This is a genomic window from Pseudomonas sp. Ga0074129 (assembly GCA_001465025.1).
Taxonomy (GTDB): domain Bacteria; phylum Pseudomonadota; class Gammaproteobacteria; order Pseudomonadales; family Pseudomonadaceae; genus Aquipseudomonas.
The window spans coordinates 58,615-80,790 of the sequence record LNDO01000064.1 but is presented as its reverse complement, the minus strand read 5'-3'; the positions used below and the strand labels follow the sequence as shown (position 1 = coordinate 80,790).

At 59.0% G+C, this 22,176-nt stretch carries 20 protein-coding genes; 10 read left to right on the top strand and 10 right to left on the bottom strand.

What is annotated here, in order from left to right; all coding sequences use genetic code 11:
* Nucleotides 1-153: 153 nt before the first annotated feature.
* On the top strand, nt 154-2,997 hold the full coding sequence (gene rapA, locus AUK77_RS07160) for an RNA polymerase-associated protein RapA (protein ID WP_296127623.1): 2,844 nt from the start codon (nt 154-156) through the stop codon (nt 2,995-2,997).
* A gap of 110 nt (nt 2,998-3,107) precedes the next feature.
* Here rapA and AUK77_RS07155 read toward each other — a convergent pair whose 3' ends face one another.
* Entirely contained in the window at nt 3,108-4,436 is a 1,329-nt protein-coding gene (locus AUK77_RS07155; RefSeq protein ID WP_296127621.1) for an MFS transporter, read from the bottom strand.
* A gap of 310 nt (nt 4,437-4,746) precedes the next feature.
* On the opposite strand from AUK77_RS07155, the gene AUK77_RS07150 reads away from it, so the two are divergent.
* Entirely contained in the window at nt 4,747-6,951 is a 2,205-nt protein-coding gene (locus AUK77_RS07150; protein ID WP_296127620.1) for a hypothetical protein, read from the top strand.
* Nucleotides 6,952-6,998: 47 nt separating this feature from the next.
* Here the strand turns inward: AUK77_RS07150 and AUK77_RS07145 are convergent, their stop codons facing one another.
* From AUK77_RS07145 to AUK77_RS07135, 3 genes are read right to left on the bottom strand one after another with little or no spacing between them, the layout of a single operon-like run.
* Nucleotides 6,999-7,781, bottom strand: a complete 783-nt coding sequence (locus AUK77_RS07145; RefSeq protein ID WP_296127618.1) for a TIM barrel protein — start codon at nt 7,779-7,781, stop codon at nt 6,999-7,001.
* Nucleotides 7,778-8,683 carry an NAD(P)-dependent oxidoreductase gene (locus AUK77_RS07140; RefSeq protein ID WP_296127616.1) on the bottom strand — a complete coding sequence of 302 codons (906 nt, stop codon included), beginning with the start codon at nt 8,681-8,683 and terminating at the stop codon, nt 7,778-7,780. Before AUK77_RS07140 ends, AUK77_RS07145 begins: the two co-directional genes overlap by 4 nt.
* 53 nt (nt 8,684-8,736) lie before the next feature.
* A complete protein-coding gene (locus tag AUK77_RS07135; RefSeq protein ID WP_296127614.1) occupies nt 8,737-9,054 on the bottom strand; it encodes a DUF2288 domain-containing protein in 318 nt (105 codons plus the stop codon).
* A 296-nt stretch (nt 9,055-9,350) separates the two neighbouring features.
* On the opposite strand from AUK77_RS07135, the gene AUK77_RS07130 reads away from it, so the two are divergent.
* From AUK77_RS07130 to eco, 6 genes are all read left to right on the top strand, one after another.
* Complete coding sequence (locus tag AUK77_RS07130; RefSeq protein WP_296127612.1) at nt 9,351-10,472, top strand: branched-chain amino acid ABC transporter substrate-binding protein; 1,122 nt, start codon at nt 9,351-9,353, stop codon at nt 10,470-10,472.
* Between the two features lie 118 nt (nt 10,473-10,590).
* Nucleotides 10,591-11,514: a high-affinity branched-chain amino acid ABC transporter permease LivH gene (livH, locus tag AUK77_RS07125; RefSeq protein WP_296127610.1), complete on the top strand. Its 924-nt coding sequence runs from the start codon at nt 10,591-10,593 to the stop codon at nt 11,512-11,514.
* An 8-nt stretch (nt 11,515-11,522) separates the two neighbouring features.
* Nucleotides 11,523-12,779: a high-affinity branched-chain amino acid ABC transporter permease LivM gene (locus tag AUK77_RS07120; RefSeq protein ID WP_296127661.1), complete on the top strand. Its 1,257-nt coding sequence runs from the start codon at nt 11,523-11,525 to the stop codon at nt 12,777-12,779.
* Entirely contained in the window at nt 12,776-13,543 is a 768-nt protein-coding gene (livG, locus tag AUK77_RS07115) for a high-affinity branched-chain amino acid ABC transporter ATP-binding protein LivG (RefSeq protein WP_296127608.1), read from the top strand. The genes AUK77_RS07120 and livG overlap by 4 nt, the downstream gene beginning before the upstream one ends.
* Entirely contained in the window at nt 13,543-14,244 is a 702-nt protein-coding gene (locus AUK77_RS07110; protein WP_296127606.1) for an ABC transporter ATP-binding protein, read from the top strand. The genes livG and AUK77_RS07110 overlap by 1 nt, the downstream gene beginning before the upstream one ends.
* Nucleotides 14,245-14,431: 187 nt before the next feature.
* A complete protein-coding gene (gene eco / locus AUK77_RS07105; protein ID WP_296127604.1) occupies nt 14,432-14,908 on the top strand; it encodes a serine protease inhibitor ecotin in 477 nt (158 codons plus the stop codon).
* A 5-nt stretch (nt 14,909-14,913) separates the two neighbouring features.
* Here eco and AUK77_RS07100 read toward each other — a convergent pair whose 3' ends face one another.
* From AUK77_RS07100 to AUK77_RS07080, 5 genes are all read right to left on the bottom strand, one after another.
* A complete protein-coding gene (locus AUK77_RS07100; protein ID WP_296127660.1) occupies nt 14,914-15,726 on the bottom strand; it encodes a CAP domain-containing protein in 813 nt (270 codons plus the stop codon).
* Between the two features lie 145 nt (nt 15,727-15,871).
* Nucleotides 15,872-16,345, bottom strand: coding sequence for a hypothetical protein (locus AUK77_RS07095; protein ID WP_296127602.1), 474 nt, complete (start codon nt 16,343-16,345; stop codon nt 15,872-15,874).
* A gap of 253 nt (nt 16,346-16,598) precedes the next feature.
* A complete protein-coding gene (locus tag AUK77_RS07090) occupies nt 16,599-17,009 on the bottom strand; it encodes an HPF/RaiA family ribosome-associated protein (RefSeq protein WP_296127600.1) in 411 nt (136 codons plus the stop codon).
* Nucleotides 17,010-17,229: 220 nt separating this feature from the next.
* Complete coding sequence (locus AUK77_RS07085) at nt 17,230-17,991, bottom strand: ABC transporter permease (RefSeq protein ID WP_296127599.1); 762 nt, start codon at nt 17,989-17,991, stop codon at nt 17,230-17,232.
* Nucleotides 17,988-18,917, bottom strand: a complete 930-nt coding sequence (locus tag AUK77_RS07080) for an ABC transporter ATP-binding protein (RefSeq protein WP_296127598.1) — start codon at nt 18,915-18,917, stop codon at nt 17,988-17,990. The genes AUK77_RS07085 and AUK77_RS07080 overlap by 4 nt, the downstream gene beginning before the upstream one ends.
* A gap of 151 nt (nt 18,918-19,068) precedes the next feature.
* On the opposite strand from AUK77_RS07080, the gene AUK77_RS07075 reads away from it, so the two are divergent.
* Together AUK77_RS07075 and AUK77_RS07070 are read left to right on the top strand one after the other, a co-directional pair.
* Nucleotides 19,069-19,368 (top strand): I78 family peptidase inhibitor, encoded by a 300-nt coding sequence (locus tag AUK77_RS07075; protein ID WP_296127597.1) that lies wholly within the window; start codon nt 19,069-19,071, stop codon nt 19,366-19,368.
* Nucleotides 19,369-19,442: 74 nt separating this feature from the next.
* Nucleotides 19,443-20,981 carry a sigma-54-dependent transcriptional regulator gene (locus tag AUK77_RS07070; RefSeq protein WP_296127596.1) on the top strand — a complete coding sequence of 513 codons (1,539 nt, stop codon included), beginning with the start codon at nt 19,443-19,445 and terminating at the stop codon, nt 20,979-20,981.
* Nucleotides 20,982-21,159: 178 nt separating this feature from the next.
* On the opposite strand, the gene AUK77_RS07065 is transcribed toward AUK77_RS07070, so the two are convergent.
* Nucleotides 21,160-22,071, bottom strand: a complete 912-nt coding sequence (locus tag AUK77_RS07065; protein ID WP_296127594.1) for an SDR family oxidoreductase — start codon at nt 22,069-22,071, stop codon at nt 21,160-21,162.
* Between the last annotated feature and the right edge of the window lie 105 nt (nt 22,072-22,176).

Genomic DNA, 22,176 nt, shown 5'->3' with positions numbered 1-22,176 from the left:
CAGACTGTCGGCCAGGCATGCCTCGACTTGAACAGTGCCTCGCTACACTTTTGAGCATTCAACTTACATAAAGTGCCGCTATAGCTGATTGCGCCTTGGGCCTGAGCCCCGCGTTCCGTTACCATAGTCGGCTTTTTTACGCAGGAGACAAGCATGGCGCAGTATGAACCGGGGCAACGCTGGATCAGTGACAGCGAAGCGGAGCTGGGTTTGGGTACCGTTCTGATGCAAGACGGGCGCATGCTCACCGTGCTCTACCCGGCCACTGGCGAAACCCGCCAGTACGCCATGCGCAACGCACCCTTAACGCGTGTGCGCTTCTCGCCGGGTGATGAAATCACCCATTTCGAAGGCTGGAAAATGACCGTGCAAGAAGTCGATGACATCGACGGTCTGCTCGTCTATCACGGCCTCAATGCGCAGCACGAAAGCGTCACCCTGCCCGAGACTCAGCTGTCGAACTTTATCCAGTTCCGCCTGGCCAGTGACCGTTTATTCGCCGGGCAGATCGACCCGCTGCCCTGGTTTGCCCTGCGCTACCACACCCTCGATTACACCAGCCGCCAGTTGCAATCCACGCTGTGGGGCCTGGGCGGCGTGCGGGCGCAACCAATCGCCCACCAACTGCATATCGCCCGCGAAGTGGCTGACCGTATCGCCCCGCGCGTATTGCTGGCCGACGAAGTGGGTTTGGGTAAAACCATCGAAGCCGGCTTGGTGATCCACCGCCAACTGCTCTCCGGCCGCGCCAGCCGCGTGCTGATTCTGGTGCCGGAAAACCTGCAGCACCAATGGCTGGTGGAAATGCGCCGACGCTTCAACCTGGATGTCGCGCTGTTCGACGAAGAACGCTTTATCGAAAGCGACGCCAGCAACCCGTTTGAAGACTGCCAGTTGGCCCTCGTGGCCCTGGAATGGCTGTGTGAAGACGAAAAAGCCCAGGACGCGCTGTTTGCCGCGGACTGGGACCTGATGGTGGTCGATGAAGCGCACCATCTGGTCTGGCACCCGGAACACGCCAGCCCTGAATACGCGCTGGTTGAACAACTGGCGCAAGTGATTCCCGGCGTCCTGCTGCTTACCGCCACCCCGGAACAGCTCGGCCAAGACAGCCACTTCGCCCGTTTGCGCTTGCTGGACCCCAATCGCTTCCATGACCTGGCCGCCTTCCGCGCCGAAAGCGAGCACTACAAGCCGATCGCCGAAGCCGTGCAGGAACTGCTCGACCAAGGCCGCCTGTCAGATGCGGCGCACAAGACCATTCATGACTTCCTCGGTGAAGGCGGCGAAGAGCTATTGGCCGCTGTCAATGCTGGCGACAGCGAAGCCTCGGCGCGCCTGGTGCGTGAATTGCTCGACCGCCACGGCACCGGCCGCCTGCTGTTCCGTAACACCCGCGCAGCGGTCAAGGGCTTTCCTGATCGCGAACTGCACCCCTACCCGCTGGCAAACCCCGACGAGTACATGGAGCTGCCGCTGGGCGAGCATGCCGACCTGTACCCGGAAGTCAGCTACCAGGCACAGCCGGATGTGGATGATGAGCAACGCTGGTGGAAATTTGACCCGCGCGTTGAATGGCTGATCGACACACTGAAGATGCTGAAAAAATTCAAAGTGCTGGTGATCTGCGCCCACGCCGAAACCGCCATGGACCTGGAAGACGCCCTGCGTGTGCGCAAGGGCATCCCTGCCACGGTGTTCCATGAAGGTATGAGCATTCTCGAACGCGACCGCGCGGCGGCCTACTTCGCCGATGAAGAGTTCGGCGCGCAGGTACTGGTCTGTTCGGAAATCGGCTCGGAAGGTCGCAACTTCCAGTTCGCCCATCATCTGGTGTTGTTCGACCTGCCGGCTCACCCCGACCTGCTCGAGCAGCGCATCGGCCGTCTCGACCGTATCGGTCAGAAGCACCGCATTCAACTGCACGTGCCGTACCTGGAAAACAGCCCGCAGGAGCGCCTGTTCCAGTGGTATCACCAAGCGCTGAATGCCTTCCTCGCCACCTGCCCAACCGGCAACGCCTTGCAGCATCAGTTCGGCAGTCGCCTGCTACCGCTGCTGGAAAGCGGCGACGACGGCGAATGGCAGTCGTTGGTCGATGAAGCCAAAGCCGAGCGCATTCGCCTGGAAGGTGAACTGCACGCCGGCCGCGACCGCCTGCTGGAACTCAACTCCGGCGGTGCCGGCGAAGGCGAAGCACTGGTCGAGGCTATTCTTGAGCAGGACGACCAGTTCGCCTTGCCGATCTACATGGAGCAACTGTTCGACGCCTTTGGCATCGACAGCGAAGACCATTCCGACAACGCCTTGATTCTGCGCCCCAGCGAAAAAATGCTGGACGCCAGTTTCCCGCTCGGTGACGACGAAGGTGTAACCATCACCTATGACCGCGAGATGGCCCTGGCCCGTGAGGACATGCAGTTCCTCACGTGGGAACACCCCATGGTGCAAGGTGGCATGGACCTGGTGCGCTCAGGCTCGATGGGCAACACCGGCGTCGCGCTGATCAAAAACAAAGCGCTCAAGCCTGGCACCGTGTTGCTGGAACTGCTCTACGTCAGCGAAGTCGTAGCGCCGCGCGCCCTGCAACTGGGCCGCTATTTGCCGCCCATCGCCCTGCGCTGCCTGCTCGACGCCAACGGCAACGACCTGGCCAGCAAAGTTTCGTTTGAAAAACTCAACGAGCAGCTGGAAACCGTGCCACGCGCCAGCGCCAACAAGTTTGTGCAAGCGCAACGCGACAGCCTTGGCCCGCTGATCAATGCTGGCGAAAGCAAAGTCGGCACGCGCCATATTGAGCGCGTGGAAGAAGCCAAGCGCCGACTGGCGGCGGAAACTGAAGAGGAGCTGGCGCGCCTGATTGCCTTGCAAGCGGTCAACCCAAGCGTGCGCGACAGCGAACTGAACGCCCTGCGCAGGCAGCGCGAGCAAGGCCTGGCCATGCTCGACAAAGCGGCACTGCGCCTGGAAGCCATTCGTGTGCTGGTGGCCGGCTAAACACCACGCGCTACAGCGTGTCGTGATGTTTGGCACTCGCTGACGCGACCTACGGCCATAAAAAAGGGGCTGGGTTTATCAAACCCAGCCCCTTTTCTTTTTAGCCTGACTTAGCTACCAGAGCGCGCCTGCATGCCTTGCTGCATGGTGGCGGCATCACTGACAAAGCAGCGCGACGCTTGCAGCAAGGCCACCATGGTCACCAGCAGCGCCACTGGAATCAGGTACATGGCATTGTGCAGGCCAACAGCCTTGAAGGTTTCATTCATTTCACTGGCACCCGCCGCCAGCATGGCCGCGTTGGAGTAATGATCCGACAGCATGCCCACCGCCAATGGGCCAAGGCCACCACCCAGCAGGTACAGGCCGGCAAAGAACAACGCCATGGCCGTGGCGCGCAGGCGCGGCTCAATCACATCCTGAATCGCGGTGTAAACGCAGGTGTAGAAGTTGTAAGCAAACAGCCAGCCGATGCTGAACAGCGCGACAAACACGGCGACTTCAACGCGTCCAGCCAGCAAGGCATAGCCGGTGGCCAACGCCGCGATCAACATGCTGACGGCAGCAAAGACCAGACGGCCTGTCGCCCAGCGCTGGTGAATCTTATCGGCCAACCAGCCGCCCAGCGTCAGCCCCACCAAACCGGTCAAGCCAACGATCACGCCCGTGGCCATTGCAGCCTGCTCCAGCGGCAGCAGAAAGTAGCGCTGCAGCATTGGCACCATAAATGAGTTGCACGCGTAGGTAGCAAAGTTGAACGCTAAACCCGCCATCACCAGCCACCAGAAGGTGCGAATGGCCATGACCTTGCGCAGCGGTTTCTCAACGGCTTCAGTGCTCGACTGCACCTGCTCGGCCGCACCACGCTTGGGCTCTTTTATAAAAAAGATAAACACCGCCAGAATCAAACCCGGCACGGCTGCGATAAAGAACGGCGCGCGCCAGCTGTCGAAGGCTTCAACCATCGCCCCGATGGTGAAAAACGCCAGCAGCAAACCAATGGGCAGGCCCAGCATAAAAAGGCCCATGGCGCGTGCGCGTTTGTGCGCAGGGAACAGGTCACCAATCAAGGAATTGGCCGCTGGCGCATAACTGGCCTCGCCAATGCCCACGCCCATGCGGATCAGCAGGAAGCTCCAGAAGTTCCAGGCCAGGCCGTTCACCGCCGTCAGGCCACTCCACACGGTCAGGCCCCAACCCATGATCTTGCGCCGCGAACCGGTGTCTGCCATGCGCCCCAGCGGCACACCGGCAATGGCGTAAACGATGGTGAAGGCCGTGCCGATCAAGCCCAGCTGCAAGTCGCTGAGGCTCCATTCCATCCGAATCGGCTCAATGATGATCGCCGGAATGGTGCGATCAAAGAAATTGAACATGTTGGCCAGGAAAAGCAGAAACAAAATGCGCCAGGCATTCGCCGCTTGGAGGGACTGCTGCATGGAATTGATCTCTGATTGTTGTTATTAGGGCACGCTACCGGCGCCTGGTCAAAAAGCTAAACCAGCACGCTGGAGGGCAATCTAGAGCCTCTGACAAGGGCTGTCTGTGACTATTTGTAGTGTGTATGCCGAGTAATCGACTACCGCGCCGAGCCACGCGACACAACAGCCTGCTAAAAAACCTGCCAAGTCAATACAGTTAAACCCGATCAAACAGCGAGATTTTCTGTTTTTCATGCTACAAACAAGGCAGTTGAGTGCAATGTGGCCAATTGCCCGCCCCCTCTCGTCAGCTGCTGGATGTCTGGATATGAAAACAAAAAAAGAAGCTGTGACCCCACTCGCGACTGAAGCCACTCTGGCTGACTTGGCTGACACCTTACTTCCACCGCTTGAACCCTTACCGCCACCCGCCCCACTGGTGCCGGTGCACGTCGACGGCAGCGGTGAGCAGTACATGTACTTCACCGAGCGCGACATTGATCGCATCCTCGACAACCTCGACGGTTTGCGTAGCCTGGTGTTCCCACCCGCGCCGCATGACGAGGAACACGACCGGCGCGTACAGCATTTCCCCTCGGTGTGCTTGATCGGCCTAGGCCGCTGCGGCTCGAACATCGCCCTCGATGTCGCCTCGCTGGTCTACAACGCTCGGCAGTTCTACCTGAGTGAATTCAAGAACGAAGATAAAACCGTCACCGAGCAAGACTTCCGTCCCACGCGCTGGATCCGCAGCAACCTGCTGCGTGCACCTAGCAAAGACAGCAAGCCAGTATTCCTGATCGAGCCGTTGGTTATGCTCGGCGACCTGGACAAAGACATCGAGGGGCGTATCCGCTTCTCGCGCAAGGGCGAAACCAGCGGCTTCCTGAGCGACTACAGCAAGATGAAGATCATGGACCTCTCCGAGGTGCATGCTGGCGGTGCGGGTAACGCGCCAATTCTGGGTCAGTACCTGGCCAAGATCATCCTGAACAAAGACACCCAGCGCTTTACCAACGAAGACTGGAAGTTTATCCACAGCTACCTGATCGACTCGTGCGGCATCAAAGCCAACCAGTCGCGGTTGTACTTCTACATCTTCAGCGCTGGCGGCGGCACCGGCTCGGGCATGGCCTCGGAGTTTGGCCTGGCCCAGCAATTTGCTTATATGAGCAAGACCTTCGACACCAAGAACTTCGACGAAAGCCCGGAGAACCGTGACCACAGCTTTGTCTTCGAGCCGATCTTCACCAGCGGCATTTGTATCCTGCCGAACATCTCCGACCGCCGCAGTGAAATGTCCGAGGCGCTGCACATCAACGCCGGCCGCTTGCTGTGCAAGTACCTCGCGGAAGAGTGGGACTTCTCCTACAACTTTGACAATGAAGAGAACAGCGAAGAGAGCGTGATGCGCCGCATCCGCCCATGGAACGCCATGATGCTGATCTCCAACGACATCATGCGTTACGCCGAAGAGAGCGATGACGGCAATATCCAGAACATCGACGTCAACGCCATGGAGCGCCACGCCAACCAGTACATCTCCCAGCAAATCTTCAACATCCTCACCGCTCAAGCAGTGACCACTGACTACGACCAGAACTACTTCCGCCGCGCCGGCATCGACATTGGTGAAACCATTCGCCTGGACGCCAACGACTTGTTTATGAGCCTCGCCGGCCCGGTGGCCGTGGCCTATGCCGAGTCAGTGGTGCCAGAGCAAAGCGCCGCTGCGCTGGACAAGTTCCGCGTGCTGGAAAAAGAACCAACACGGCTGAATATCGACGACCTGTTCTTCCGCTCCATCGACCTGCCGCACTTCAACAAAGTTACCCAGGCCATCGAAGGCATCAGCCTGCTGCCGATTGAATCCAAGCGTTATCGCGAAGCGCTGCAGCAGTACAAAGCCAGCGGCTATGACGCGGCGCAACTGAGCGATTTGCACTTCTTCAAGAATTGCTCTTCGGTGGTCTCGATTGTCTCGCTGCCCAAGGATTACAAGCTGTCCTACATGGACCTGAACCGGCTGAAGACCCACCTCAACAGCCTGTTCCCTAACACCACGCTCAAGCGTTATGCGCTGGTGATCGGCGCGTCAGCCAACCTGTCGCTGACCACCCTGATCGCCAAGAGCCCGTGCCTGTCGGATGACTTCCTGACGCTGATCGTCGCGTTCATCAAGCGCTGCTTCGCCCGCGATCCGCACCGCTTCGACGAGACGCTGGATAACGCCATTCTCGATTTCATCATGCAGGAAGAGTTTGATGAAAGCCGGGTCGACGCCATGCTCAACGAGTTCGAGAACCCGGCGAAAATTCTCGACACCAACTGGTACGCGATCAAGCCAATGTATGAGAAAAAGTACCGCGAGCTGATTCACGATCAGAGCAAGTTCGTCTCGATCAATGACATTCGCCTGTCGCGCGAGAGCGTGAAGAAATCCATCAAGTACCTGCGTGAGATCTACCGCCACCGCATCGGTAAAACCCGCGTTATCTCGCTCAACAAGTACGCGGAAGACAAGCACGAGTAAGCCTCAACACCTGCACACCGACGCCAGCGCGTCAGTGTGCAGGTGGTTTACCCCTTCTGCCACTCGCTTAACCAGCCCAGGCTGGCCAGAGTACCCGCCTCACCCGGCCGATATTCGGCCCCCAGCCAACCGTCATAACCGCTTGCGCGCAACGCATCCAGCAGCGGTTTAAAGGCTAAGTTGCCCGTACCCGGAGCGCCACGCCCCGGCACATCGGCAAACTGCACATGGCCTATCCGCCCGGCTAACAGTTCAATACCGGCCTTAACGTCCAGCCCTTGGCGCGCCATGTGATAGAAATCGTATTGCGCCCGCACGTTGGGGTGCGCCACCTGCGTGAGCAACTCAAGTAGCTGCTCTGGGATGTTGATCAGAAAGCCCGGCATATCGAGGGGATTGATCGCCTCAACCACCACGCCAATGCCCAGCAGCTGAAAGGCCTCACCGGTTTTGCGCAGGTTATTGATTAAGCAAACCATCGCCTGCTGCGGCTCAAGCCCTTCGGCCAAACGACCGGGCAACACATTGACCAAGGCCGGACGCACTAGGGCGGCGTAACTCAAGGCCTGTTGCAGCGCCGCATCAAATTCGTCCTGGCGCTCGGGCACGGCGGCCAAACCCGCGCCGCCACTTATCAAATCGCCGGCTGGCAAGTTGATCAAACGCAGCGGCATGTCAGCGGCCTGCAGCGCCTCTTTCAGGCGAATGGCCGCCAGTTCATAAGGAAACTGAATTTCGACGCCATCAAAGCCAGCGGCGGCGGCGGCCACCACACGCTCGATCAACGACAACTCGCTAAATAGCAGCGACAGGTTGGCAGCGATTTTCATGACTGCGACTCGTGCACCGGCGACTCGCGATACAGATCAACCAAGGTAGCGGGATCGCGTTCCAGATTGCCGTGGCTGCCATGCTGGCGCATCAACTGTGCGGCCAGACCGCTCAGCGGTGTGGCACTGCCTATCTGCTGCGACAGCTTTACCGCCGTGTCGAGGTCTTTAAGCAGGGTGCGCACATGCCACTTGATGGGCTCAAACTGGCTGGCTGCCATCTGCGGGGCGAGGATTTGCAGCGGCTTTGAGTCGGCAAAACCGCCAGCCAATGCCGGCGCGATGAGGCTCGCATCCACTCCAGCCTTTTCCGCCAGCGCCACCACCTCGGCAATCACCAGTGCATTGCAGGCCACGATCATCTGGTTGCACACCTTGGTCACCTGCCCCGCCCCCACATCGCCCATGCGCGTCAGGCGCTGCCCCAAGTGAGAAAGAATGGGTCGCAGCCGTTCAATGTCTTCTATCCGCCCACCCGCCATAATCGCCAAGCTGCCTGCTACGGCCCCTGCCGTGCCGCCGGATACAGGCGCATCGACCCACTGCATGCCGCAACGGGCATGCAGCTCAGCGGCCATTTCGCGAGTGGCTGCCGGTTCCAGGCTGGAGAAATCCACCAGCAATTGTCCAGGCTTGGCCGTTTCAGCAATGCCGCCGGGGCCAAAAATCACCTCACGCACCACCTCGGTATTGGCCAAACACAGCATGACGATATCGGCCTCAGCGCAGAGCTGTGCAGGCGTCTCGACCACCCGTGCGCCCAAGGTTTGCAGGGTGGCGCACTTATCGGCCGTACGATTCCACACTGATACGGCATAACCGGCAGCCAGTAATCGTTGCGTCATGGGCAAACCCATCAGGCCAATACCGGCGAACGCCAGGCTGGGCAATGTGTCAGGCATGAGGATTCTCCGAAACAAACAAGGACGTGGGCATAAGCCACAAAGTCAGCCGGTCAATGCGCCAATGAAGGCTCGTGGCGCTCCTGAGCCAATACCCAGGGCGCTACTACCACGGCCCAAAGTGCGGGGTTACGTGTCAGCAAGTCTTCGGCATGCGTGTCTTGCGCTTTGCTCAGCACGCCTTCGGCAAGCCAGGCCGCTACTTTGTGCTGCTCGTTTTGCGCCAGGGCTTCGGCTACGGCAATAAGGTCTTGGCGACCGTCCACCAGCAACAAAGCGCCACGGGCGAAAAAAGGTTGGAGTTCTAGCCAGCTAATAGCTGCAGTTTCTCCAAGCAGCTTGGCATAGAGGGTGCTAGGTTGTTCTGTCATGGATTGACCTGTGGTGAATGACCGCCAAGTGGCCGGCGCAGCATGATAGCGCCGGCCCGCAGTCAGGCAAATTCGCGACGTTGGACAAGCCGTTTAAGACACGCCGTTTTTATATACATTTATTGCATTAAAGCGACACAACCCGGCTCTTCCCCCGACTAGCTGCTTTTCAAGCCGCAAAGCCGCGCTCTACACTGCACCGGTACAGTTGCCGGGGGGATGGCCGGGGAAAACCCGGTTCTGCAGCTTTGGCCGCCAGAACTAAAAAAATCAAAACCAATAAGAGTGGAGCATGTATGAACAAGGCTACTAAGCAGATTTCCAAGCTGTTTGCCGCCATGGCCATGGCAGGTGTTGCCAGCTATTCGGTAGCGGCTGACACCATCAAGATCGGCCTGGCCGGCCCGGTTACCGGCGCTGTCGCGCAATACGGTGAAATGCAGTTCATCGGTGCCAAAATGGCCATCGAGCAAATCAACAAGGCCGGCGGGGTAAACGGCGCTCAACTCGAAGGCGTGGTCTACGACGACGCTTGCGACCCCAAGCAAGCTGTGGCCGTGGCTAACAAAATCGTCAACGACGAAGTTAAATTCGTCGTGGGCCACCTCTGCTCCAGCTCCACTCAGCCAGCGTCTGACATTTACGAAGACGAAGGCATCCTGATGGTAACGGCAGCATCCACCAGCCCGGACATCACTGCCCGCGGCTACGAACTGGTGTTCCGCACCATTGGCCTGGACAGCCTGCAAGGCCCAACTGCTGGTAACTTCATTGCCGACAAGGTCAAGCCAAAAGCTGTTGCCGTGATCCACGACAAGCAGCAGTACGGTGAAGGCATTGCCACTGCGGTCAAGCAGACTCTGGAAAGCAAAGGCACCAAAGTGGTCATGTTCGAAGGCATCAATGCCGGCGACAAAGACTTCTCCGCGATGATCGCCAAGCTCAAGCAAGCCGGTGTGGACTTCGTCTACTACGGTGGCTACCACCCGGAGCTGGGCTTGCTGCTGCGTCAGTCGGCTGAGAAAGGTCTGAGCGCCAAGTTCATGGGCCCTGAAGGCGTAGGCAACAAGGAAATCTCGGCCATTGCTGGCCCGGCATCCGAAGGCCTGCTGGTGACCCTGCCGCGTTCTTTCGATCAGGACCCACGCAACCAGGCACTGGTTGATGCGTTCAAAGCCAAAAACGAAGACCCAAGTGGCCCGTTTGTGTTCCCGGCTTACGCCGCCGTTCAAGTGATCGCTGAAGGCATCACCAAAGCGGGCGACACCGACACCGCCAAAGTGGCCGCCGCACTGCGCGCCAACACCTTCGACACCCCGACCGGCAACCTGGCGTTCGATGAAAAAGGTGACCTGAAAGACTTCAGCTTCGTGGTGTATAACTGGCACCAAGACGGTACCAAAACCGAAGCCAAGTAACCTTCCCGCCTGAACCCAAAGCCCACTGCCTGCGCAGTGGGCTTTGTTTATTAAGAAGAATTCCGGTTGCGTGCTGCGCCATAAGCGTTGCCTTGCACGACGGCCCAGGAGTTAGGCAATGCCTGAACACTATCACTACCTGCAACAGTTGGTTAACGGCCTGACTGTTGGCAGTACTTATGCGTTGATCGCCATTGGCTACACCATGGTTTACGGCATCATCGGCATGATCAACTTCGCTCACGGCGAGGTTTACATGATCGGCTCTTACGTCGCTTTTATCGCGATCGCCGGCCTGACCATGATGGGCCTCGACAGTCTCCCGCTGCTGATGATCGCTGCCTTTGCCGGCAGTATCATTATTGCCAGTGTGTATGGATACAGTATCGAACGGGTCGCCTACCGCCCCCTGCGCGGCGGTAACCGCTTGATCCCATTGATTTCCGCCATTGGCATGTCGATCTTTTTACAGAACGAAGTGCTGCTCGCGCAGGATTCGAAAGACAAAGCCATCCCCAACTTGCTGCCCGGTAACTTCGTGCTGGGCGAAAGCGCAATGAATGGTGTGGTGATTTCCTACATGCAGGTGCTGATCTTTGTCGTCACCTTTGTCGTGATGCTGGCACTGACCGCGTTTATCTCGCGTTCGCGTCTTGGCCGCGCCTGCCGCGCCTGTGCCGAAGACATCAAGATGGCCAACCTGCTGGGCATCAACACCAACAACATCATCGCCCTGACCTTCGTCATCGGCGCTGCACTGGCCGGTATTGCTGCGGTATTGCTGGGTATGCAATACGGTGTGATCAACCCACACGTGGGCTTCCTCGTTGGGATCAAGGCCTTTACTGCTGCAGTTCTAGGCGGTATCGGCAGCATTCCTGGCGCGGTGCTGGGTGGTCTGCTGCTAGGCCTTGCTGAAGCCTTTGGTGCCGACATCTTCGGTGACCAGTACAAGGACGTGGTGGCTTTCAGCCTGCTGATTCTGGTTCTGCTGTTCCGTCCTACGGGCATTCTCGGTCGTCCGGAGGTTGAAAAAGTATGAGTCTCGTCATCCGCAAAAACCTCAAAACAGCCTTTTTCAGCGCCCTGCTGGTGCTGGCATTGGCCTATCCGGTGCTTGGCCTGAAGCTCACCACCGTTGGCATCAAGCTCGAAGTGCATGGGGCCAGCCCCGCCATCCTGTGGACCATCGCCGGCTGCGCCATTGCCATGTTCTTCTGGCAGCTGTTCCGTAGCCAGTTAACGGCCGCCTGGAGCCATGCACCCAAGCTGCCAAGCATGCCGGCACAAGCCAGCAACTTCCTCACCCTGCCTTCTACTCAGCGCTGGGTAATTCTGGGTCTGATCATGGTGGCGCTCGCCTGGCCATTTTTTGGCAGCCGTGGTGCCGTGGACATTGCCACGCTGATCCTGATCTACGTAATGCTCGGCCTGGGCTTGAACATCGTGGTCGGTTTGGCCGGCCTGCTGGACTTGGGCTATGTCGGCTTCTACGCCGTAGGCGCCTACACCTACGCGCTGCTGTCGCATTACTACGGTTTTGGATTCTGGATCTGCTTGCCGATTGCGGGACTGATGGCGGCCTTCTTCGGCTTTGTGCTGGGCTTCCCGGTGCTGCGCCTGCGCGGCGACTACCTGGCCATCGTGACCTTGGGCTTTGGCGAGATTATCCGCATCCTGCTGCGCAACATGACCGAAGTAACAGGCGGCCCCAACGGCATCAGCAACATCGAAAAACCCACGTTGTTCGGCTTGTCGTTTGACCGCCGCGCAGCGGAAGGCATGCAGACCTTCCACGAGTATTTCGGCATTGCTTATAACGGCATCAACAAGGTGATCTTCCTCTACTTGATCGCCTTGGTGCTGGTGTTGCTCACCCTGTTCGTAATCAATCGCCTGCTGCGCATGCCGATTGGCCGAGCGTGGGAAGCACTGCGTGAGGATGAAATCGCCTGCCGTGCGCTGGGCATGAACCCAACGGTAATCAAACTCTCGGCCTTCACCTTAGGCGCAGCCTTTGCCGGTTTTGCCGGTAGCTTCTTCGCCGCCCGCCAGGGCTTGGTCACGCCGGAGTCGTTCACCTTTATCGAGTCGGCAATCATTCTGGCCATCGTTGTACTGGGCGGCATGGGCTCGCAACTGGGCATCATCCTGGCGGCAATCGTGATGATTCTGCTACCGGAACTGATGCGTGAGTTCAGTGAATACCGCATGTTGATGTTCGGTGCCTTGATGGTACTGATGATGATTTGGCGTCCGCAGGGCTTGCTGCCCATGCAGCGCCCGCACCTGGAGCTGAAACAATGAGCCGCCCTATCCTTGAAGTAAGCGGCCTGTCCATGCGCTTCGGCGGCCTGCTGGCCGTCAACGGGGTAAGCCTGTCGGTCAATGAAAAACAAGTGGTGTCGATGATCGGCCCTAACGGCGCGGGCAAAACCACCGTGTTTAACTGCCTGACCGGTTTTTACCAACCTACATCGGGCAGCGTAAGCCTGGATGGCGAAGCCATAGCAGGTTTACCCGGCCATAAAATCGCGCAAAAAGGCGTGGTGCGGACCTTCCAGAACGTGCGTCTTTTCAAAGACATGACGGCAGTGGAAAACCTGCTGGTGGCGCAACATCGCCACCTCAACACCAACTTCCTTTCCGGGCTGTTCAAAACCCCGTCGTTCCGCCGCAGCGAGCGCGAGGCCATGGAATATGCCGCGTATTGGCTGGATCAGGTCAACCTGACCGAGTTCGCCAACCGCACGGCAGGCACTCTGGCTTATGGCCAACAGCGCCGCCTGGAAATCGCCCGCTGCATGATGACGCGACCGCGCATCCTCATGCTCGACGAGCCTGCAGCCGGTCTAAACCCGCGTGAAACCGACGACCTCAAGGCGCTGATTGGTGTGCTGCGTGACCAGCACAACGTCACCGTGCTGCTGATCGAGCACGACATGAAACTGGTCATGAGCATTTCCGACCACATCTACGTGATCAACCAGGGCACGCCTCTGGCGGACGGTACACCGGAGCAGATCCGCGAAAACCCGGACGTGATCAAAGCCTATCTGGGGGAAGCGTGATGCTGTATTTCGAGAATGTTTCCACCTTCTACGGCAAGATCCAGGCGCTGCACAGCATCAACGTTGAAGTGCGTCAGGGTGAAATCGTTACCCTGATCGGGGCCAACGGCGCAGGTAAATCCACCTTGCTGATGACCTTGTGCGGCACACCGCAAGCCAGCAGTGGCAGCATCCGTTATCAGGGTGAAGAACTGGTCGGCCAGGACACCCCCAGCATCATGCGCAAGAGCATTGCCGTGGTGCCGGAAGGTCGCCGGGTGTTCTCCCGCTTGACCGTGGAAGAGAACCTGGTGATGGGCGGTTTCTTCGGCAGCAAAGCCGACAATCAGGAGCAAATGGACAAGGTGTTGCACCTGTTCCCGCGCCTGAAGGAACGCTTTGCCCAGCGCGCAGGTACCATGTCGGGCGGCGAGCAGCAAATGCTCGCCATCGGCCGCGCCCTGATGAGTAAACCCAAGCTGCTGCTGCTTGATGAGCCGTCGCTGGGTTTGGCACCGATCATCATTCAGCAGATCTTCGACATCATCGAACAACTGCGTAAAGACGGCGTGACGGTGTTTCTGGTTGAGCAAAACGCCAACCAGGCGCTCAAGCTAGCCGACCGTGGCTATGTGCTGGAAAACGGGCGCATCGTCATGCAGGGCAGCGGTCAAGAGTTGCTCAACGACCCGAAAGTGCGCGACGCCTACCTGGGCGGTTAAGCACTCGGGGCTGCTGCAAAAAAACCGCTCTTTAGGAGCGGTTTTTTTATGCCGCGAGAAATGCCCACCACCACAACGTCCAAACAAGCCTTGACTTGCCATGCTGGAGGGACGGCATGATTAAAACCCAACCACTCGATGCATACGCGCTTCGTGTCCACATCTACCCCGTCAACAAGGATGACCCATGGCCTTATCAAGAACCTCGCTACTGGTACTCGCCTGCGCCCTGCCACTGACCGCATGTGCGGCGACACCGGATGCGCTAAAGCCCTTCCCGCAGGCGCAAAACGGTCAACAACGGCATGTCATCGAATTACCCGCACAACCCGATGAAGCGGCTTTCAAGGTTGAGTTGATTGCCGGCAAAACGCTGGCGGTGGACTGCAACCAGCAGCGCTTGAGCGGGCAATGGCAGGAAAAAACACTGCAAGGCTGGGGTTACACCTACTACGAACTGAGCCAAGTCGGCCCTGGCATGAGCACCCTGATGGCCTGCCCCGATAACAACCGGGCTAAGGCTTTTGTCCCGGTTGCCGGTGAGCCGCTGTTGCTGCGTTACAACAGCCGACTGCCGCTGGTGATCTATGCACCCGGCGATGTAGAAGTGCGCTATCGCATTTGGTCAGCGGGCGAGAAGACCAACACCGCTCCGGTCAAATAAGCTGACTAAGGCGCGGCAAACACTGCCGTCCAGTAAATGCCCGCATCGCTTTTCGGGTCACTGGCGTAGGCCGCGCCCAGCTCAGTGAACAACGGGCTCATCAGGTTGGCGCAATGTGCCGGGCTGGCTAACCAACCGGCAACCACCTTGGCTGGGCTGTCCAACCCGGCGGCAATGTTTTCCCCCACCCGCTGGCCGCTGTAACCCGCCAGCTCTGCACGGTCTCCTGGCGTGCGGCCATCACGGTCCTGATGATCAAAGAAGTTGCCGTTGGCCATCGCACGGCTGTGTTGCTCAGCCGTTGCGCCCAGGGTGGCATTCCAGGCCAACGGTGCAGCGGCGTTAAATGCCTGAGCGCCGCACTGACGTGTCGAACTGCGGGCCTCATTAATCTGCTGCAAGAGTTTCTGCCCTTCGGCCTGCCAATCACCCAGACGCCCGGCGAGCATGGGTCGAGCCAGCACAATGCGCCAGTCGCGATCGGCCCGGCTGATGCCGATATCGACAAACTGCGGATCCAGCACAATCTGGCAGAAGCTGTCCTTGATGATCTGCAGGGCGGCATTGGCATCACGCGGGCCAGAAAGGCTAATGGCCTGCACGTTGACCATCGGATAGCCACTACGGGTCATCGCCGCCTGCAAATCACTGCGGCCAACGGCAGGTAACAGCAAGCGCGCGTCCGCCGCCAGAGGTGGCAACGGCGGCGAGGCATCTTTGCCACAGCGCTGCACATCACTGCGATAGAGGTTGATCAGGCTGAGCAGTTGCGCTTCCTCGGCTGCATGCGCGACGCCCGACTGCCCCATCACCAGCATCAGCGCTGCACACACCCCAAACCAATACCTTGTAGCCATAAGACTCCCCAATAAACCGCACCACGGCTGTATAGAAGCCGATCTTGGCGCACCTTGGGTTTGGAAACCAGATCCAGATCATGCCGGGCGCATGATCAGCTAGGCATCAGACGTAAACGCTTACGCCGCCTTTGGCCTGTAGCCAATCGCGGTAGGTGGTAAGCGAGTTGGTTTGTTGATCGCCGTTGTAGCCGACAAAGCTGTCGCTTTTATCCAAGCCGGCATCGACCAGCTTGTTGATTTGCGCCAGCAACTTGGCCGCATCATCACGGTCCATATTGGCCACGTCTGGCAGGGCGATTTTGCTGTTGGCCACTTCCGGCTCGGCCACGGCGCGAAACCGGTCGCTGGCGATGGCCGAGCTGGCACCGCTGCTTTGCGCATGCATGGCGCGCAATAATCCGCCGCGGCTACTGTCCACCAAGTTGCTGGCGAAGCGGCGAATTTCCGCGAGTGGGTCTTTTGCAGCAGCCGGGCTGGATTCAGCTTTTTCGCTACTGGCAGCGCCAGCAGGTGCAATGGTTTTCGCGCTGTTGGCAAAGTAGCTCGCGAGTGGCGAGTTGGCGGAAATACTGGTCATGGCGAGTCCCTGCGACTGTCAGTTGCACAGGCCTAAGCAGGATATGGGCCATACGCTTGCAGCCAAGGCCACAAGCGGATCTGACCCTTAAGCACGGCTATTGAACGCGGACAGATTTTGCCGCGTTGGCCAGTGGCTTGCCGCCAAACGGCAGCTTTTGCGCAAGCCAGAAACGACAGCGCCCGCGCAATCTAATGCGCGGGCGCGAGCAGTAAATGATTAGGCTGCACGCCATGCAGGCAGCCCGTAGGAATTAAACCGCGCGCAGTTGCTCTTCAGCGAGGAAGTCTTCACGCAGCAGCGCGTCTTGGCTGATATCGGCGGCGTCATCAGCCTGCAGTGGAGTGGCGCGTTTGTTACGCAGCTTGCCGAACTGATGTTCAAGCGCGTGGTGCAGTTTTTCGATGGAGCCGTCGATGGCTTGCTCGAGTGATTCGGCTTTGTGGGTGACGGAAAGTGGTTGCAGGCCTTTTGGCCGTGCTTCGATCTGGCAACGTTTGTCGTGTGCGCCAGCTTTGGCGCCATTGTCGTCATGCAGGTGGACAACGATACGGGTCAGTTCGTCGTCAAAGCGTTCCAGCTTGCTGGCAACACTGGCACTTACCCACTCAACCAGCCGTGCGCTGCCTTCGATATGGTTATCGCTGTGAACTTGGATTTGCATAAAGCTTTCCTTCTTCAACTGTTCGCGAATAGCGCCGCTCAACTAAGCGACAATCTCAGCCTACGCCACCTAGCCCCCCTTTAGGCAAGCCCCCAAATTGAATATCTTCAGCCCGTCGCCCCGGTCGTGACCTCGCCAATGTGGCCAATGCCATGCGCTCCGTGGGTTACAGGCTGATGACAGCAAATCAAACAAAAGTTGTCCGAAGCGTTAAAACGCATCAGCTTTTGAGGCGATAGCCGGTTTTAAAAATCCAGCCCACCGCCAAAATGCACAGCAGCAAAAAGCCCAGAATCATGGCCAGGCTCAGCCCCACATTCACATCGGACACACCGTAAAAACTCCAGCGAAATGCGCTGATCAGGTACACCACCGGGTTGAACAAGGTCACGGTCTGCCAAGCCGGCGGCAGCATGCTGATCGAGTAAAACGCGCCACCGAGGAAGGTCAGCGGCGTGACGATCAGCGCCGGCACCACCTGCAATTTCTCCCAGCCATCGGCCCACACGCCGATGATGAAACCGAACAAGCTGAAGGTCAGCGCGGTGAGCACCAGAAACGCCAGCATCCACAGCGGGTGAAGAATCTCGAAATCGACAAACAGCCGCGCGGTAATCAGGATCACCAAACCGAGAATGATCGACTTGGTCGCCGCCGCGCCAACATAGCCAATCAGGATTTCCAGGTAGGACACCGGCGCGGACAGCAGCTCGTAGATGCTCCCCGAATACTTGGGCATGTAGATGCCGAACGAAGCGTTGGAAATGCTCTCGGTGAGCAGCGCCAGCATGATCAGCCCTGGCACGATAAACGCGCCGTAACTGACGCCCTGCACTTGAGTCATGCTCGAGCCGATGGCCGAACCGAATACCACGAAGTACAGCGAGGTGCTGATCACCGGGGTGGCGATGCTTTGCAGCAAGGTGCGCCAGGTGCGCGCCAGCTCGAACAGGTAGATGGCCTTGATGGCATACAGATTCATGCACGTGCCCCTTTTACCAATTCGACAAAAATCTCTTCCAGTGAACTTTGGCTGGACTGCAAATCCCTGAAATCGATGCCGTGCTGGGCCAAGTCCTTGAGCAGCTCGGCAATGCCGGTGTGCTCACTCTGGGTGTCGAAGGTGAACACCAACGCACGGCCCTCATCACTCAATTCCAGCGGGTAACGGGCCAGCTCGGCGGGGATGCTCACCAGCGGCTGTTGCAGTTGCAGAGTCAGCTGTTTCTTGCCGAGCTTGTGCATCAGCGCCTGCTTGTCTTCCACCAGAATGATCCGGCCCTTGCTGATCACCCCAATGCGATCGGCCATTTCCTCGGCTTCTTCGATGTAATGGGTGGTGAGGATGATGGTCACGCCACGCTCACGCAGACGGCGCACCATGTTCCACATGTCGCGGCGCAGCTCGACGTCGACGCCGGCGGTGGGCTCGTCGAGGAACAGAATCTGTGGCTCGTGGCTCAGCGCCTTGGCGATCATCACCCGACGCTTCATGCCGCCGGACAGTTCGAAAATCTTTGCGTCGCGCTTTTCCCACAGCGACAGGTCTTTGAGCAGTTGCTCCAGATAGGCCGGATCGGGCTTCTTGCCGAACAGGCCGCGGCTGAACTTCACCGTCGCCCAGACGGTTTCAAACACATCGCTGACCAGCTCCTGCGGGACCAGACCGATCTGCGAGCGCGAGGCGCGGTAGTCCTTGATGATGTCCTTGCCGCCCACCAACACCCGACCGCCGCCTGGATTGACGATGCCGCAGATGATGCTGATCAGCGTGGTCTTGCCCGCACCGTTGGGGCCGAGCAAGGCAAAGATTTCGCCGGGGCGAATGTCCAGATTGATGTCCTGCAGCGCCGGATGGCCGCTGGCGTAGGTTTTGTTCAGCTGTTGAATCGAGATCACCGCGTGCACAAAACCTCCTACGTGGGGCAAAAGCGCCATTGTAGGGAGTTGTGCCGGCGGGCGGAAATGCCGAACGCAGGATGGGGTGAATTAGCATTGAGTGCCGGTGTAGACGACTGCTAGGCTGACCCACGTTCGACCTCAGACAAGGACATCGACCATGGCGCTTCGTCACCTCCTCGCCAGCCTCAGCGTGCTCGCCCTGCTGGCTGGGTGCAGTTCACAGCCTGCCGCCGAACAGGCCGCTGAAATCAGCGGAGCCTGCAACGTCGACAACATTCGCGACGTACTCGGGCAAACCGCCAACGCCAAACGCATCGAGCAGGTGCAGCAACAGTCCAACGCCGCCACCCTGCGCGTCCTCGCCCCCGGCGACGCCGCCACCATGGATTACAACCCGCAGCGCCTGAATATCGATATCGATGAAAGCGAAGTGATCATCCGCCTCAGCTGCGGTTAAGCGCCCTTCGGTTAACTAAGCCCCGCAGACCGGGCATACTGGCGCACCTGTAAACCAGTGGGCCGCCCGCATCCATGCGTATTCACGTCACCTTTATCGACCGCGTTGGTATCACCCAGGAAGTGCTGGCCCTGCTCGGCGGGCGCAACCTCAACCTGGATGCGGTGGAGATGGTGCCGCCCAACGTTTATATCGACGCCCCCACCTTGAGCCCCGAGGTGCTGGACGAACTGCGCGAGGCGTTGTTCAAGGTGCGCGGCGTGCAGGCGGTGACCATCGTCGACATCCTCCCCGGCCAACGCCGTCATCTGCAACTCGACGCCCTGCTGGCGGCAATGACCGACCCGGTACTGGCGGTCGACAGTCAGGGCAGCGTGCTGCTGGCCAACCCGGCATTGATTGAGCTGTGCGGCCAGCCTCCCGAGGGGCTGAGTATCGGCGAGTTGTTTGCCGACAACCCGCTGCAACTTGAATTGCTGGAGCACGGCTTTCGCCTGCCGATGCGTGAAGTCACGCTCAAAGGCCAAGCCCTGCTGCTGGACGCGCAGCCCATTACTGAAGGCGTGGAGGGCCACGCGCGGCAACTGGCGGGCGGCTTGCTGAGCCTCTATGCACCCAGCCGGATTGGCGAACGCCTGGCGGCGCTGCACCACGATCATGCCGAAGGTTTTGATTCGCTGCTGGGCGACTCGGCAGCCATCCGCAACCTGAAAGCCCGTGCACAACGCGTGGCCGCGCTGGATGCACCACTGCTGATTCAAGGCGAAACCGGCACCGGCAAGGAGCTGGTCGCACGCGCGTGCCATGCCATCAGCACGCGCCGGACTGCGCCATTCCTTGCGCTCAACTGCGCGGCATTGCCGGAGAACCTCGCCGAAAGCGAGCTGTTCGGCTATGCGCCCGGCGCGTTTACCGGCGCCCAACGCGGCGGCAAACCGGGCCTGCTGGAACTGGCCAACCAGGGCACGGTGTTTCTCGATGAAATCGGCGAGATGTCGCCCTACCTGCAGGCCAAGCTGCTGCGTTTTTTAAGCGACGGCACCTTTCGCCGGGTCGGTGGCGAGCGTGAATTGCGGGTCAACGTGCGCATTCTCAGCGCCACTCACCGTGATCTGGAAAAGATGGTCAGCGAGGGCAGCTTCCGCGAAGACCTGTTCTATCGCCTGAACGTCCTCAAGCTGGACGTGCCACCGCTACGCGAGCGTGGCCAGGACATTCTGCTGTTGGCGCGCCACTTTATGCAGCACGCCTGCGCACAGATTCAACGCTTGCCCTGCCGCCTGACGCCCGACACCTACCCGGCATTGCTGGGCAACCGCTGGCCGGGCAATGTGCGGCAATTGCAGAACGTGATCTTCCGTGCGGCCGCTATTTGCGAAAGCAATCTGGTGCAGATTGATGACCTCGATATCGCCGGAACGGCGGTGGCGGCGCAACAGGCTGACGGCGAGGTCGAAAGCCTAGAGACGGCAGTGGCCACGTTTGAGAAAGCCCTGCTGGAAAAGCTCTACCCCAGCCACCCATCCACACGGCAACTGGCGGCACGCCTGCAAACGTCACACAGCGCCATTGCCATGCGATTACGCCGCTATGGAATACCGGGCAAGTCGTGAGGGTTGGCGTTTAACGTGCTTAATTAGAGTGTGCGGACAGCGCCCCGGATTACGCTTCGCTATCCAGGCTACGAGACTACGGGCTGCGCGACGTTTACGGGGACGTGGGCGCAGTAGCCCGGATGCAATCCGAGGCCGCTACAAGAGCGGCCCAGATTCAGCTCAACTCAGCAAAGGCTCAAACCACGAACTTTTGCAGATTTGCCATCATTTCTTTCATGGCTTCGATGTTGTCCTTCGGGTGAGCAGCGCCGTCGAAGTCGCAAATCTGCGCAAAATTGGCCGCTACATCTTCCGGGCTGAAACCTTCGCGCGGGTCAAAACCGGCACCCAAGCTGCGTTCCCAGCGGACTTTACCCATCCAGCCGCCGCCGACTTCAAACAGGCCTGAGGTTTCTTCGCAGGCATTGCTTGCCAGGTACACCACCAGCGGGCTGACCAGTTCAGGCTTGAGTTGCTCGAACACCTGCGGCGGGATCAGACCTTCGGTCATGCGCGTGCCGCCCGTAGGGGCGATGGCGTTGACGAAAATGTTGTTCTTACGACCTTCGATGGCCAGGGTGCGGGTCAGGCCGTACAAGCCCAGTTTGGCCATGCCGTAGTTAGACTGACCGAAGTTGCCGTAGATGCCAGAGGTGGATGAGGTGAAAATCACCCGGCCATAGCCTTGCTCGCGCATGTGCGGCCAAGCGGCGCGGGTGACTTTGTAGGCACCCTCAACGTGGACCTTGTAAACCAGCTCCCAATCAGCGTCTTCCATCTTGTGGAAGGTCTTGTCGCGCAGAATGCCGGCGTTGTTGACCACCACGTCGATGCGGCCAAAGTTGTCCAAAGCGCACTGCACGATTTTTTCGCCATCGGTCACCGAGTCGTGGTTGGCCACTGCGGTGCCGCCTGCGGCGCGAATTTCTTCAACCACCTTATCGGCGGCCGATGCATTGGCGCCTTCACCGTGGGTGCTGCCGCCCAGATCGTTAACCACCACTTTGGCACCGTGTTTGGCAAACAGCAGCGCATGGGCACGACCCAAACCACCGCCAGCACCGGTAACGATTACAACCTGATCTTGAAAACGGATGGCGTCGCTCATGCAGCATTCCTCGGCAGATTAACAATGTCCTGAGTGTCCAGCAGACGTGCTCGGGTCACAATAGATACAAGTCACGCTGAATGGTGCGCGATAAAGCAGCGGGAT